Origin of the sequence: Shewanella sp. Sh95, from assembly GCF_001308045.1 — a bacterium.
Lineage (GTDB): Bacteria > Pseudomonadota > Gammaproteobacteria > Enterobacterales > Shewanellaceae > Shewanella > Shewanella xiamenensis.
This window is the reverse complement of the sequence record NZ_LGYY01000146.1, coordinates 108,548-122,118: the sequence shown is the minus strand read 5'-3', so window position 1 is coordinate 122,118 and position 13,571 is coordinate 108,548. Positions and strand designations below refer to the sequence as shown.

The window sequence follows — 13,571 nt, the reverse complement described above, 5'->3', positions numbered from 1 at the left end:
GCATTATTGAATAGGCGCGATTATGACTGATTTTATTTACCAACCACCAACAACTCCCTGGCTCGATGTGCTTTACCAAGATAAAGACATTATCGTCGTCAACAAGCCTTCGGGGTTGTTATCAGTGCCTGGTCGCGATCCCGCCCATTACGACAGTGTGTACGCCCGAGTAAAAGCTGAGCATCCCCATTGCCAAATCGTCCATCGCCTTGATATGGCGACCTCAGGTGTAATAGTGGTTGCGCTCATTCGTAGCGCCGAACGCGAATTAAAACGCCAGTTTCATGATAGAGAAACCAGCAAAACCTATCTCGCCAGAGTCGCTGGCCATGTCAAAAACGATACAGGTAGCGTAAATTATCCGCTGATCTGCGACTGGCCCAATCGCCCAAAACAGAAAGTTGACCACGACATTGGCAAGCCATCATTGACCCATTTTGAAGTGTTAAGCCGCGCCAAGCGCTCGACGCTGGTTAAACTCAAGCCGATTACTGGGCGCTCACACCAACTCAGAGTACATATGATGGCACTCGGCCATCCGATCCTAGGCGATGGCTTTTACGCCGATCCACTGGCCAAATCCTTAGCACCGCGATTATTACTCCACGCCGCAGAGCTTACGATCAAACACCCATATACGGGTGAACCTATGACATTCAGCGCTAATGCCTCCTTTTGCGAACCAGAAGGTGAGCAATGATCACTAAAAACAATTAAAAAACGCAAAAGCAGTAGCCATTCCCTATAAAAAAACGTAACTTTATGACAATTCATTATGTTATAGAGAGTTTATTTATGGAAACCGCATTTCAGCGTGATCAGCTAGATAACCATATCCTCGAAGCCTTAATGCAAGACGCGCGCACACCTTTTGCCGAACTTGCCAAACGTTTCGGCGTGAGTGCGGGTACCATTCATGTGCGTGTCGAGAAAATGAAACAAGCGGGGATTATCACGGGTGCCCAGATCACCATCAATCCCAAGGCGCTGGGTTACGATGTCTGCTGTTTTATTGGAATTAATCTCAAAAGTGCTGGCGACTACCCCGCCGCCATCGCCAAACTAAACGCCCTAGAAGAAGTGGTTGAAGCCTACTATACCACTGGCAACTACAGCATTTTTGTCAAAGTCATGTGCCAATCCATCGATGGCCTGCAACATGTGCTGATTAACCGCATCCAATCAATCGACGAAATTCAATCGACTGAAACCCTGATCAGCCTGCAAAACCCGATTACACGGGCAGTAAAGCCTTAATCAACCCACGAATATAAAGCTCAACAAACAGAACGATATATTGCAAAAGTATGACTTAAGTCTTTTTTACTTCAAAAGTGTTAACCGTACGATATTTTTGTGTTACAACTCCATTGCTAGCCACAAAATGCGCAGCATAATTATAACAATTTAGCTACAAGTGCGATTAATTTTGCACTACAAGCATTAATTGACAAGGAATGAAGTTGTGAAGACAAAACTATCTATCGCTATCTCCGCGGCACTATTATCAAGTGCTGCTGTTGCAGGTACAACTGCTCAGTACAATACAACCAATCAAACAACTGATAAGTATGCAGGCTTAAGCGTTACTAAAAATGATAGTAACGAACAAAAACAAGCTGTAGCTTGGATGGTAAAATTAAAGGCACCTTCTCTTGCGCAACAAAGCCAGCTAAAGGGATTTAATAAGCAATCGGTCATGAGCCAAATTGAAAGCTCTCAAACCAAAGTCAAAAATGCAATTAACAGCATGGATGCTGATTTAAAAATCGTTGCAACAACGTCAAAATTAGTAAACTCGATTGTTGTGGAAGGTAATCATAAGCAAATTGCATCCCTGCTTAACAACGCTGAAGTAGCGGCTATTCTGCCAATCTATGACTACAAACTAGATGTTGCCGCAAGCGCTGAATACATCAAAGCAAAAGCGGTTATTGATGCGGGTATTGCTTCGGGTAAAGGTCAACGAGTTGCCGTGCTCGATACTGGCGTTGACTATACCCACAAAGCCTTAGGTGGCTCAGGATTAGTTGCTGACTACAAAGCAGCCGTCGCAGCAAAAAGTGAAATGCCAAACTGGCCACAAGGCAAAGTCATTGGAGGTTGGGACTTTGTTAATAATGATCCAAACCCAATTGATGTCACAACCAATCATGGTACTCATGTAAGCCATTCTGTTGTTGGAATAGCTCCAGATGTTGAGCTGCTCGTATATTCAGTATGTAACTCTGGCTGTTCTGGTATCGCTCAATTAAACGCGCTTGAAGCCTCTATGGATCCAAACGGTGATGGAGACATCAGCGATCGCGTCGACACTGTTAACATGTCGTTAGGCGGTGATTTTGGTGATGTTGAGGACGGCGCCGTTCAAGCCATGATCAATGAAATGGTCAAACTAGGTGTAAACCTTGTGATCTCAGCCGGTAACGATGGTCCAACACCTTTTGTGGTCGGTGGCCCAAGTACCACTAATAGCGCTCTTTCTGTTGGCGCAATGACGCATCCAACGACTAAAGTTGGCAAAATTGAAGCATCCATAGCGGGTAATACAGTCACAGCAATTGGTGCTGGATTTAATAAATCCAATGCTTATAGCTTCACAAATACCGTTGCACCGATTGTTTACCCCGCTGCCAATAAAAATGGCTGCGCGGCTTATACTGAAGATTTAACAGGCAAAACGGTGCTAATTGACCGCGGAACCTGTGGTTTTACAGTTAAGGTACTAAATGCTCAACTAAAAGGAGCCTCATTTGTTATTGTGGCTAACAACGCAGCCAATGCTGGTGCGATTGTGATGGGCGGGACCGACGACAAGATCACCATTCCTTCGGTAATGGTTTCTAAGGAAGATGGCGATGCAATCAAAGCTGCACTCGCATCTGGCGATGTTCCATTTAGTATTACATCAACTGAAGTCACTACCGCAGGTGCCATTGCGACCTTTACGTCAAGAGGTCCATCAATCGGCGGAACCTTAAAACCTGAGATCACCGCACCTGGTACTGATATTCTCACCGCACACCCAGGATTAGGTGAAGGATTAAGTCCAATCAGCGGCACATCATTCTCTAGCCCGATTACTGCAGGTGCCGTCAGTATCATTCGTGAAGCCTTACCTAATCGCAATGCATTTGAGGTAAAAGCGACCATCATGAACGCGGCTAACCTTGATGTAACGCTGGAACCTAAAGAAATCAACCCTGATACAGAGCTTGCACCTATCAGCTATATCGGTTCAGGTTTAGTTGACGTAGAAAAAGCCATTAATCTGCCCGTTGCGGCTTGGAATAAAGACACCAAACAAGCGGCGTTAGCCTTTGGCTTATTAGCGCTCAACAAAACCACATCAATCACTAAGACAGTTACTGTTAAAAACTTCTCTGCAGCTGAAAAAACTTACACCTTAAAAGTCGATCAACGTTTCCAAAACGATCTTGATTCAGGCGCCTTAAGTTTTGCATTACCAGCCAGTGTCACTATTCCTGCCGGACAAACCGTTGATTTTGATGTTACTGCAACGATTGATCCAACTAAGTTGCCAGAATGGACGCTAACCTCATCATATGAACTAGACGGAACTGCTGCAGATGCATCAGTAGCACTGACGCTATCTGAATACGATGGTGCAATTGAGTTCATGGATGGTGAATCGAAAGCACTCCACTTGGTATACCACGTGTTACCTAAAGCAGCGGCGGCAATTTCAGTTGAAACTGAAGTCACTGAAGACGGTTTAGTTCGTACACTAACCAACGTTGGTGCAACCTCAATTACCGATCCATTTACAGCTCCATTGATCGCAACAAGCCCTGTCGACGAATCTAAACGCCATGACTTGTTAAATGCATCGAGTGAACTGTTGCTCAGTAGCTCATGTGATACTGGCATTGCAATCTATAACACCTTACAAATGCGCGATCCTATCGTTCATGCGTTAGTGGCCAGTTATGACGTAGACTATGACCTCAACAATGACGGTGTTTGGGACTACACAGCAGCAACCGCAAACCTAAACTGGTTTAATGATGCCTATCCAAGATCAATCTATGGTTTAGTGGCTAAATATGGCACCTCATCAGGTACGCTTGAGCCTGTTTTCCACGTCACAGGTAATGACTTCCTAACCAGCAAAGTGTGTTTTGAAGACATGGGGTTAACTGAAGCAGACTTAGGTAAAACCATTAAAGTTCGTTACCGTGTAGAAGACAGTGATTGGGCTCCGACACCTTCTGGTGATGAAGACAGTGTTGTTGCATCGCTTGTACTTGATGGCTCAGGAACATCAGCCATGTTAGTGGATAGCGATGGAAAAGAAGTCACTGAACTCAAACCAGGTGAAAGTGCGATTTTAGAAGCTCAAGTTGGTGATAACGCTAAAGGCTTTATGTTCCTGTCGGACTCAGGCTCTATGTCTGTTGTAGCTAATACCACTGATGAAGGTAACTCAGCGCCAACGGTAGAAAACTTAACACTATCAGTTAAGAAAGGTACTGCTGCTGGAACCGTATTAGGACAAATAAAAGCGACTGACCCTGATATGCTGACAAGCCCGTTCTCCGAATTTGTGACTACAGGCTCGAATAGCAGTATGGTTTTGGTTGCTAAAGATGGAACAGTACGCTTAAGTGACGACGCTGTAATTAATCAGCAAAGCAAAACTATGGAAGTTGAAGTTATTGCTCTAGATACGATGGGGAATGCCTCTGCACCAGCCAAAGTGACAGTGTTGATTAATAACACTAAGCCAACAGTCTCTCCTACCAGTGCAAATGCTACTGAGAACTCATATGTAGCCTTGCTAGCAAATGGTAAAGATGCTGATGGCGATACTTTAACTTACACTTGGAAGCAAACATCTGGTCCTGCAATAAGTTTTGTTAACGGCTCAGATAAACTTGGATTTACAGCCCCTGCAGGTGACAACGTTTACACATTTACCGTTGTCGCATCTGATGGGGTAGATGATAGTAATACTGGTACATCAACAGTGACAGTTAAAACAACAAAAGCAAACAATGCTGGTGGTACCTCCGGCGGTGCGCTGGGTTGGTTAACGGCGTTGTTATTACCTCTGGCGGCAATGCGTCGTCGTATGAAGTAATCTGTTCATATAAGTAAACAAAAGGGAGTCTAAATGACTCCCTTTTTATTATTCAATGTCCCGTCCTGAAATACGTGAGACATGATGGTATCAACAAGAACCGGATTACGAACGCAACCCTATGCCTCTGGATATCAGGTAATACGCAACACCCCAGAGTACGGCACAAAAGCCCACCATAATGCCAATAGAAAGCGGAATGCTGATATCGGCAAAACCTAAGAAACCATAACGGAAGACGTTGATCATATAGACCACAGGGTTCAGTGCCGAAACGCCTTGCCAAAAGGATGGCAGTAACGACAGAGAATAAAATACGCCACCAAGGTAAGTTAATGGCGTGAGCACAAACGTCGGGATGATGCTGATATCATCGAAACTCTTGGCAAATACCGCATTAATTAATCCCCCTAAGGAGAATAACACTGAGGTTAAAAATACCGTCATAACGACTAAGCCTGCATGGTGCAAACTGATGTCGACAAAGAACATCGCCACCAGCGTCACGATTAAACCAACGCATAACCCCCGAGCGACACCGCCCCCCACATAGCCTGCGATCATCACATAGTGAGGTACGGGAGCGACCATTAACTCCTCGAGATTACGCTGAAATTTCGCGCTATAGAAAGAGCTCGCCACATTCGAATAGGAGTTAGTGATCACCGACATCATGATTAGGCCTGGCGCGATAAACTCCATATAGGACACACCGCCCATATCGCCAATGCGGCTACCGACCAAGTTACCAAAAATCAAAAAATACAAGGTCATAGTGATTGCAGGCGGAACTAAAGTCTGGATCCAGATCCGAGTAAAACGGTTAATTTCCTTGGTTAATATGCTTTTGAAGGCGATAAAATACAGCTGTTTCATGCCTTAGCTCCTTGGGTTTTCTTCACTAACTCCACAAACAATTCTTCTAACCGATTGGACTTATTGCGCATCGACAACACTTCCACATTGGCCGCGGTTAATTGGGTAAACACATCGTTGAGATTGTGATCCTTTGCCACATCGACCTCTAAGGTATGCGGATCGGTTAAACGGCACACCATGCCATCGAGTGTGGGCGCGACATTGATATCGCGGCGAAGGTCGAGGATAAAGGTTTCAAGATTCAGCTTACTCAGCAAGGCCTTCATGCTAGTACACTCCACCAGCACGCCCTTATCGATAATGCCGATATTGCGGCACAACATTTCAGCTTCTTCAAGATAGTGGGTGGTCAGTATGATAGTCACACCCTGCTGATTAATTTGCTTGAGGAATTCCCACATTGAGCGTCGTAGCTCAATATCGACCCCCGCAGTTGGTTCATCTAAGATCAGTAACTTAGGTTCGTGCATCAGGGCGCGGGCAATCATTAACCGCCGCTTCATCCCCCCCGACAAGGTGCGGGACTGACTATTACGCTTCTCCCACAAATCCAGCTGGCTTAAGTATTTTTGGGCTCGCTCAAGAGCAACGGCCTTAGGTACGCCATAATAACCCGCCTGATTCACCACAATTTGCAGCACAGTTTCAAACTGGTTGAAGTTAAATTCCTGTGGCACTAAACCTATGCACAGCTTGGCTTCCTCGAGTTGCTTATCGATATCAAAATCAAAAACCTGCACAGAGCCAGCGGTTTTCTGCACTAAGGAGCTGATAATCCCAATGGTAGTCGACTTACCCGCGCCGTTAGGGCCTAACAGTGCAAAAAAGTCTCCCTGTTCAACGGTAAGGCTAATGCCCTTTACCGCTTCTACACCGCCTTTGTAGGTTTTTTTTAGCCCCTCGAGTACGAGAGCATGGGCATGCTTGGCCATAGTGCTACCTGATCCTGAAAGAATAAACGAAATACTAAAATGGTGACGAAAACAGCAAATGCAATACGCTAAGCTGTATAAAAACGAATTATGACTCTAATTGATTGAAAAAATAGTTATTAATTTATTAAAAATAACTAATAGAGCACCATACATAGGTCAGTTATACCAAACCGCATTGGTGTGACCAACTTTCTACACAAAACAAAACTCCCGCCTAGGCGGGAGTTTGAGTCATAACGCATCTGGGCTTATTCGAGCGGCACCACTTTAGCGATATAAGGCAAGTTGCGATATTGCTCAGCATAATCGATGCCGTAACCCACAATAAACTCATCTGGGATAGTAAAACCGATAAAGTCGACTTTGACATCCACTTCGCGGCGCTCGGGTTTATCCAACAGAGTGCACAGGGCTAAGCTCTTTGGCTCACGCAATAACAGCATTTCGCGCACTTTGTTTAAGGTGTTGCCCGAGTCAATCAAGTCTTCCACAATCAGCACGTCGCGGCCCGCGATATCCGATTGCACATCCTTCAGCACTTTCACATCCCGTGAGCTGGTCATGGAATTGCCATAACTCGAAACCGACATAAAATCGATTTCAACATGGCCTTTAATACGGCGGCACAGATCAGCCATAAATACGACTGAGCCTTTTAATAATCCCACCATCAGCAAACGCTCGCTGTTGGCATAGTGGGCATTGATTTGCTCGGCCATTTGATCCAATTTTTGGCTAATCTCTTCAGCGGAGATCATCACTTCGGTGGTGTGTTTCATATCAGTCTCAATTGTCGATGTCAGTAGGGGAGTGTTTGTCATAACCCCAACGACTCGTTAATGCATGGTCAACGCCCAAATGATCGAGGATTCGAGCGACCATGAAGTCTACCAGATCTTCAACCGATTTGGGATTGTGATAAAAGCCAGGCGCCGCAGGCATAATAGTGACACCTAAGCGCGATAGGTTGAGCATATGCTCTAAGTGTATGGCATTAAAGGGAGTTTCCCGCGGAACGAGGATCAGTTGACCACGTTCTTTTAACACCACATCTGCCGCGCGCTCGAGCAAATTATTGCTCATTCCCGTCGCAACAGCTGCCAGTGTCCCAGTCGAGCAAGGACAGATCACCATTTGTTTGGGTGCAGCACTGCCGGAGGCTGGCGGCGAAAACCACTCATCCTTGCCTAATACCACTAACTCGCCAGATAAAGTCGCATTCTTTTCTGCAAGCACCTCTAACAATTGCGCCTTAGCTTTATCGCTGTTAGCACTGAGTTGCAAGCCATGTTCAGTCGCCAGCACCACACGTGCAGCGCTTGAGATCATTAAAAAAACTTGGTAGCCCGAGGCTAATAAGCATTCTAATAACTTCAAACCATAGGGCGCACCCGAGGCTCCTGTCCAGGCTAAGCTAATGGCTTTCTCAGATTTGGCATAGGCCATATTAGTCCGCCTGCTGAACAAACTGTGGGCTAACTTCAAGCGCCGCCAACAGCTTTTTATGTAAGCCGCCAAAACCACCGTTACTCATCACCACGATAGTGTCACCCGCTTTTGCCGAGGCTGCGACTTTAGCGACAACATCATCAATTTGATGCAGGACAGTCACAGGGATCACCGCCGCTTCCATCGCCTCTTTCATATTCCAATCGATAGTATCGGCTTGATATAAAAAGGCTTCGTCCGCTTGCAGCATGGAATGAGCCAGTGTGTCTTTATGCACTCCACTCTTCATCGTGTTCGAGCGAGGTTCTAATACGATAGTGATTTTGCTTTGACCGACCTTAGCACGCATGCCCTTAATAGTGGTCGCAATCGCCGTTGGATGGTGGGCGAAATCATCGTATACGCTGACGCCGTGGACAGTACCCAACAGCTCCAGACGACGTTTCGGCGGTACAAAGCGAGTTAATGCCGCGATAGCGGCACTCGGTTTAACCCCAACATGGCGCGCAGCCGCGATAGCCATTAGTGCGTTTTCGATATTGTGCTGACCAATCAGTGCCCATTCGAGTACACCTTGGGATTCACCATCGAAGAAGACTTCAAACTCATGGCAATCATCACTTAAAGCCTTAGCATGCCAGCCTTTGGTTACCTCAGCGGTGTGGAAAGTCTCTTGTTCGCTCCAGCAGCCCATATCAATGGTTTGCTTTACCGCGTGGGAATCGGCAGGCCAAATCACTTTGCCTTGCCCTGGCACGGTACGGATCAGATGATGGAACTGTTTTTGGATCGCCGCTAAATCGGCAAAAATATCGGCATGGTCAAATTCGAGGTTATTGATCACCAGCGTACGGGGATGATAATGCACAAATTTAGAACGCTTATCGAAGAAGGCACTGTCGTACTCATCGGCTTCGACCACAAAAAACGCCGATTCACCTAAACGTGCCGACACGCCAAAGTTTTGTGGCACACCGCCAATCAAGAAACCGGGTTGATAACCACAATCCTCTAAGATCCACGCCAGCATGCTTGAGGTGGACGTTTTTCCATGGGTACCAGACACGGCTAACACCCAACGCTCAGGCAGAATATGATCGGCTAAAAACTGTGGTCCAGAGGTGTAAGGGATCCCAAGGTTTAATACCGCTTCGACACAAGGATTACCTCGGCTCATGGCATTACCAATCACCACAAGATCGGGATAACTGCCCGCTTCACCTAACTGACTTGGATCAAAACCTTGAATGAGTTCAATACCTTGCTCTTCAAGCTGCGTACTCATCGGTGGATAGACGTTGGCATCCGAGCCTGTCACTCTGTGCCCTTTTGCCCTAGCCAAGAGTGCAAGACCACCCATGAAGGTTCCACAAATTCCTAAAATATGTACGTGCATACCGCTCGCTCTGATGTTTTTGAATTCAAGGCTATTCTAATCCATAGCACAGCAGATTGGCAGGTTAGGATCTAGGAAAAGCCACATCTTCGGCAAAGATCCTGAGAGTGGAATAAATTTTAACAATTGGCTGAAGTTTAACTAACAGAATTATGCCACTAGGCTCACTTATCCGCGCAAGCTGGCATAGAGCTTGGGATATTGACTGCGGTGACGATTAAAGAGGAATTGACGTAGGGCTTCTCGCTCTTCGGCTTCGGCCTGAAATCTGACAATCGCCAGTCCCTCTTCATGGCGGATAGGCTCGATTTTAACCCGCATGGTTTCACCATCGGGTAACTGTAATTGCAGTTCTTGGCTATCGACCAACTGTTCAAACTGTTGCGGTGATTTAGCACGAATCGCCATGCCAGAACTAGATAAAGACACCACAGACCATTGTTCACCCTGATCTTGGTCGAAGATCCACACATCTTCAGGCTGAGTCAAACGCCAACTCCGCTCAGCCCCTTTTGCGTCTAACACTTCAGGCACCCCAAGAGTTGGCTGTAATTGGCCAAAATCATCGAGGCGCATCTCAAGGGGAAACCAGAGTTTATAGGAGCCGACTTCAGCCAATAGGGTCAGCTTGGCCTTACCCAATAGCGAGGCGAGCGCCTGTGGCACCTCGGTTTTGACCGTTAATACATGGTTAACCAAAGGCTCAGGATGAGCGTCCTCAGTGCTATGGGTTATGCGATTGGGGGAAAATAGCTCTCTAAAACAAGCTAATTCCTCTAAGGTTAAATGCGGCTCATCAACCATACGACAACCTACTCAGATGAATCACTTGTACAAAAAATTACCACCAAAGCGTGATTCTGTATATTTTTTCAGCGATTAATTTGCAAAAAAAGAAAAGTAGGCTAGCAAGGTTAAGATCTGACTCCAATTACCCATTTGCACTATTTGAAGATGGATGATTCCTGAATTTAAGCAACTCACTTATCTTTTTGCTGACTGGCAGGAGGGGCGAATAACAGCTTAAGCCGCTCTGAAAAGCTCAGCCCCTTAGTCGTGACATCACTAAACATATCGCGCCATTCGCTAAAGGTCACTTTGATTGGATTAAAACTGTTGACGGGTTTAGTGATGCCGTAAATCACGGTTTCCTCTTCAGGAACAAAGGTACCGAAAAGTTTGTCCCAGATAATCAAGATACCGGCATAATTTTTATCGATATATTGCGGATTACGCCCATGGTGTACCCTGTGGTGGGAAGGCGTATTAAACAGCCATTCCAATGGGCCGAGTTTTCTCACCGCTTGGGTGTGCACAAAAAACTGTAATCCCAAATTGAGCAGCACCACAAAAACCACCCAATTAGGGTCGAAACCCAAAATTACCAACGGCAACCAAAACACCCACATACCAGCGAAGGGATACATCAAACTCTGGCGAAACGCGGTGCTAAAATTCATATTCTCCGAACTATGGTGCACCACATGGGCCGCCCACATCCACCGTACTCTATGGCTCGCACGGTGGAACCAGTAATAGCAAAAATCTTGGGCAATCATCAGCAACACAAAACTCACTGGCCCCATTTGAATATCGAATAATTTCCAACCAAATACCGCCAGATACAACTTAGCAATCAGCAAGCCCGCCAAAATATCCATTCCTTGGTGCATGGCGGCGAGGCTAAAATTACACAACACTTCCTTTGGATAGTAACGGGCGCTAACGGGCAGTTTTTGTCTTCTGTCACCTAAGTACCATTCCAGCAACATGCAGACAAAAAAAAGCGGGGCAAGTACCAGTAACAGTACTTCGGGATGATTAATTAACGCTGCGATATCCATATACCTTTATCCTATTGTTATTATTGTATTAAAGCGTAAATTTGCCTATGTTCTACCAGCGAGCGTAATGATCCTCGGTTAATCCCAATACATTGTTGAGTTGGAATTTCCGCCCCTGATTGTCAATGATAAAACCGCTAAAAAGCCCCAGATATTGACGGAAGTTACTCTTCAGCAAGATAAAATTGCGTTTCTCACTGCGGCAATTTCGCGCCGTAAACTCTAAATCGACGCGGCCATCGTGACTATGAATACGCCAGAGATCTGTGCCCTGCTGGCCATGACGGTCAAATTCAAATTGCACTGGTCCGAGTAAATGCCGCTCACCATTGATCCAAAACACATTTTCATTAGCACCAGTTTCATTCACGCCCGCAGCAAGATTTAATCCAATCACTCCGTCGTCAATTTGCGCACTCAGCGATGCCCAACGCCAACTGGTATCTCGGCGCATAAATCCCGCGGAAAAATCATAGCCTGCGAAGGCGAAATTCAATGGCTGCGGTTCATGGTCTATGGTGAGTTGTCCTTTGACCGATAAACCATTGTGTTTTTGGGTATAGGTCCAGCCGTTGTATCCCGTGGGGCTACACATGGCCATAGGTAAACTTAAAGGCAATGCATGTAAAGTTAAATCGGCTTGAATGCTTTTAGTATCAATGACTAAATGCCAACTCCCCTCTTGGATTTTAAAGGTTATGCGCTTACCTTTGCCGCCAATGGTTGCCGTGCCATTGGCTGGAGAAGGCGTCATCCGGTAGCCAAACCCAAGGGGTTTTAGCCAGTCCTGCTGAGTTAACCTATTGTTTTTAATATCGTATAAATAACAAAATCCACTGCCAAGGTAGGCGATATCCGCGAGCGCAACACCAATAATATAACGGGGCGTAACGATAGAAATAAATTGGAACTGCTTATAATCAAACCGTTTCGCCCAAGCCGATGCGGGCTTATCCATAGTATCGAAATAGGCAAAATCCGCTAAACCTAAGCGACTGACTATACCGTCGAAATGACCAAAATGTGGCTGACCTTTGGCATTGATCAAACTGTCGGGGGCGATTTGGGTGATAATCCTAGACATAACTTCGCCTTTGCTTTTGCACTCGAGGGAGCATTTATGCTCTCTTATTTAATGTTGAATTTTTACTCTAACCTGTCATTCATTGCATTAAAAGAGTGCAAGCTCAAATTGTTGTGATTTTGTTACCGAGAGGAGTTCGGTTTAGTTTCCTCAAAAAACCATTAAAAAAGCGCCCAAAGGCGCTTAGTTGAGACAAACCCACTTAATCAAATATTGACGAATCCAGTGGAACACCTTAGCCGTTAAAAACGATAGCTGATACCAAAGTTTACCCCTTGCAACTCTAACTCTTTCATCGGCACATATTGGTATTCGAGGTTTAGCCCAAAGCCCGAGCGAAAACGATATTGCCAACCGATAGCGCCGTAAAAGCCCACATCGTCCGAATCCATCTCCTGCTTTTCAAACTCATAACTCACTTTAGTGTAGGCTGCACCAAGTTTAGCATACAGACTATTACCACGAGACAGAGCATACTCACCGTAAGCAGTAGCTCTCACGCCTTGGTAATCTAAGTCTTTTATATCACTGATCGCACTAACAAGCGCACTCGCCACGCCACCAGAGCCCGCTAAATATCCTGCTTCAAATCCAAAATGCTCGATGAGCATATAGCGGTAATACAAGTCGCCAGTAAATGTATCACCCGCATCATATTTACCGCTTTTAGTTTCAAACTCTTGGGTACCATAGCCTAAGCTGCCGCCTAACACATGGGGTGAATCGGTGGCATTGGCATTACCAGCAAAACCAGCACATAAAGCGAGAAATAACACGCAAACATTTATTTTTAAGTACTTCATATTGTTAATATTCCATTATTATGAGGTAGTCATATCATAGCCCCCAACCCTGTACAAAAACTGAACACCTATGCATT

General features: G+C 45.6%; 12 protein-coding genes. 3 read left to right on the top strand and 9 right to left on the bottom strand.

What is annotated here, in order from left to right; genetic code table 11:
* Positions 1 to 22 precede the first annotated feature (22 nt).
* From rluA to AEA42_RS11015, 3 genes are all read left to right on the top strand, one after another.
* On the top strand, positions 23 to 700 hold the full coding sequence (rluA, locus tag AEA42_RS11025) for a bifunctional tRNA pseudouridine(32) synthase/23S rRNA pseudouridine(746) synthase RluA (RefSeq protein WP_055647735.1): 678 nt from the start codon (positions 23 to 25) through the stop codon (positions 698 to 700).
* 95 nt (positions 701 to 795) lie between these two features.
* The gene (gene asnC / locus AEA42_RS11020; protein ID WP_011073571.1) at positions 796 to 1,257 is read left to right on the top strand and encodes a transcriptional regulator AsnC; all 462 of its coding nucleotides are present in this window, start codon (positions 796 to 798) and stop codon (positions 1,255 to 1,257) included.
* A gap of 208 nt (positions 1,258 to 1,465) precedes the next feature.
* Entirely contained in the window at positions 1,466 to 5,104 is a 3,639-nt protein-coding gene (locus tag AEA42_RS11015; protein WP_055647734.1) for a S8 family serine peptidase, read from the top strand.
* A 105-nt stretch (positions 5,105 to 5,209) separates the two neighbouring features.
* Here AEA42_RS11015 and AEA42_RS11010 read toward each other — a convergent pair whose 3' ends face one another.
* The 9 genes from AEA42_RS11010 to AEA42_RS10970 form a co-directional block, all read right to left on the bottom strand.
* A complete protein-coding gene (locus tag AEA42_RS11010; RefSeq protein WP_011715945.1) occupies positions 5,210 to 5,980 on the bottom strand; it encodes an ABC transporter permease in 771 nt (256 codons plus the stop codon).
* Positions 5,977 to 6,915, bottom strand: a complete 939-nt coding sequence (locus AEA42_RS11005; protein WP_047539469.1) for an ABC transporter ATP-binding protein — start codon at positions 6,913 to 6,915, stop codon at positions 5,977 to 5,979. Before AEA42_RS11005 ends, AEA42_RS11010 begins: the two co-directional genes overlap by 4 nt.
* A 251-nt stretch (positions 6,916 to 7,166) precedes the next feature.
* The gene (gene hpt / locus AEA42_RS11000; RefSeq protein WP_037421839.1) at positions 7,167 to 7,697 is read right to left on the bottom strand and encodes a hypoxanthine phosphoribosyltransferase; all 531 of its coding nucleotides are present in this window, start codon (positions 7,695 to 7,697) and stop codon (positions 7,167 to 7,169) included.
* A gap of 7 nt (positions 7,698 to 7,704) precedes the next feature.
* Positions 7,705 to 8,364, bottom strand: coding sequence for a flavin prenyltransferase UbiX (locus AEA42_RS10995; protein WP_047539467.1), 660 nt, complete (start codon positions 8,362 to 8,364; stop codon positions 7,705 to 7,707).
* A gap of 1 nt (position 8,365) precedes the next feature.
* Positions 8,366 to 9,763: a UDP-N-acetylmuramate:L-alanyl-gamma-D-glutamyl-meso-diaminopimelate ligase gene (gene mpl / locus AEA42_RS10990; RefSeq protein WP_055647733.1), complete on the bottom strand. Its 1,398-nt coding sequence runs from the start codon at positions 9,761 to 9,763 to the stop codon at positions 8,366 to 8,368.
* Between the two features lie 168 nt (positions 9,764 to 9,931).
* Positions 9,932 to 10,567, bottom strand: a complete 636-nt coding sequence (locus AEA42_RS10985; protein WP_055647732.1) for a hypothetical protein — start codon at positions 10,565 to 10,567, stop codon at positions 9,932 to 9,934.
* A gap of 176 nt (positions 10,568 to 10,743) precedes the next feature.
* On the bottom strand, positions 10,744 to 11,607 hold the full coding sequence (locus AEA42_RS10980; protein ID WP_055647731.1) for a sterol desaturase family protein: 864 nt from the start codon (positions 11,605 to 11,607) through the stop codon (positions 10,744 to 10,746).
* A gap of 52 nt (positions 11,608 to 11,659) precedes the next feature.
* Positions 11,660 to 12,691 (bottom strand): DUF2804 domain-containing protein, encoded by a 1,032-nt coding sequence (locus tag AEA42_RS10975; protein WP_055647730.1) that lies wholly within the window; start codon positions 12,689 to 12,691, stop codon positions 11,660 to 11,662.
* Between the two features lie 242 nt (positions 12,692 to 12,933).
* Positions 12,934 to 13,494 (bottom strand): porin family protein, encoded by a 561-nt coding sequence (locus AEA42_RS10970; protein ID WP_055647729.1) that lies wholly within the window; start codon positions 13,492 to 13,494, stop codon positions 12,934 to 12,936.
* Positions 13,495 to 13,571: the final 77 nt, after the last annotated feature.

Coding starts and splice junctions, on each gene's coding strand:
- AEA42_RS10980 (WP_055647731.1), bottom strand. CDS start 11,607: ATGGATATCGCAGCGTTAATTAATCATCCCGAAGTACTGTTACTGGTA.
- hpt (WP_037421839.1), bottom strand. CDS start 7,697: ATGAAACACACCACCGAAGTGATGATCTCCGCTGAAGAGATTAGCCAA.
- mpl (WP_055647733.1), bottom strand. CDS start 9,763: ATGCACGTACATATTTTAGGAATTTGTGGAACCTTCATGGGTGGTCTT.
- AEA42_RS10970 (WP_055647729.1), bottom strand. CDS start 13,494: ATGAAGTACTTAAAAATAAATGTTTGCGTGTTATTTCTCGCTTTATGT.
- AEA42_RS10975 (WP_055647730.1), bottom strand. CDS start 12,691: ATGTCTAGGATTATCACCCAAATCGCCCCCGACAGTTTGATCAATGCC.
- rluA (WP_055647735.1), top strand. CDS start 23: ATGACTGATTTTATTTACCAACCACCAACAACTCCCTGGCTCGATGTG.
- asnC (WP_011073571.1), top strand. CDS start 796: ATGGAAACCGCATTTCAGCGTGATCAGCTAGATAACCATATCCTCGAA.
- AEA42_RS11010 (WP_011715945.1), bottom strand. CDS start 5,980: ATGAAACAGCTGTATTTTATCGCCTTCAAAAGCATATTAACCAAGGAA.
- AEA42_RS11005 (WP_047539469.1), bottom strand. CDS start 6,915: ATGGCCAAGCATGCCCATGCTCTCGTACTCGAGGGGCTAAAAAAAACC.
- AEA42_RS10985 (WP_055647732.1), bottom strand. CDS start 10,567: ATGGTTGATGAGCCGCATTTAACCTTAGAGGAATTAGCTTGTTTTAGA.
- AEA42_RS10995 (WP_047539467.1), bottom strand. CDS start 8,364: ATGGCCTATGCCAAATCTGAGAAAGCCATTAGCTTAGCCTGGACAGGA.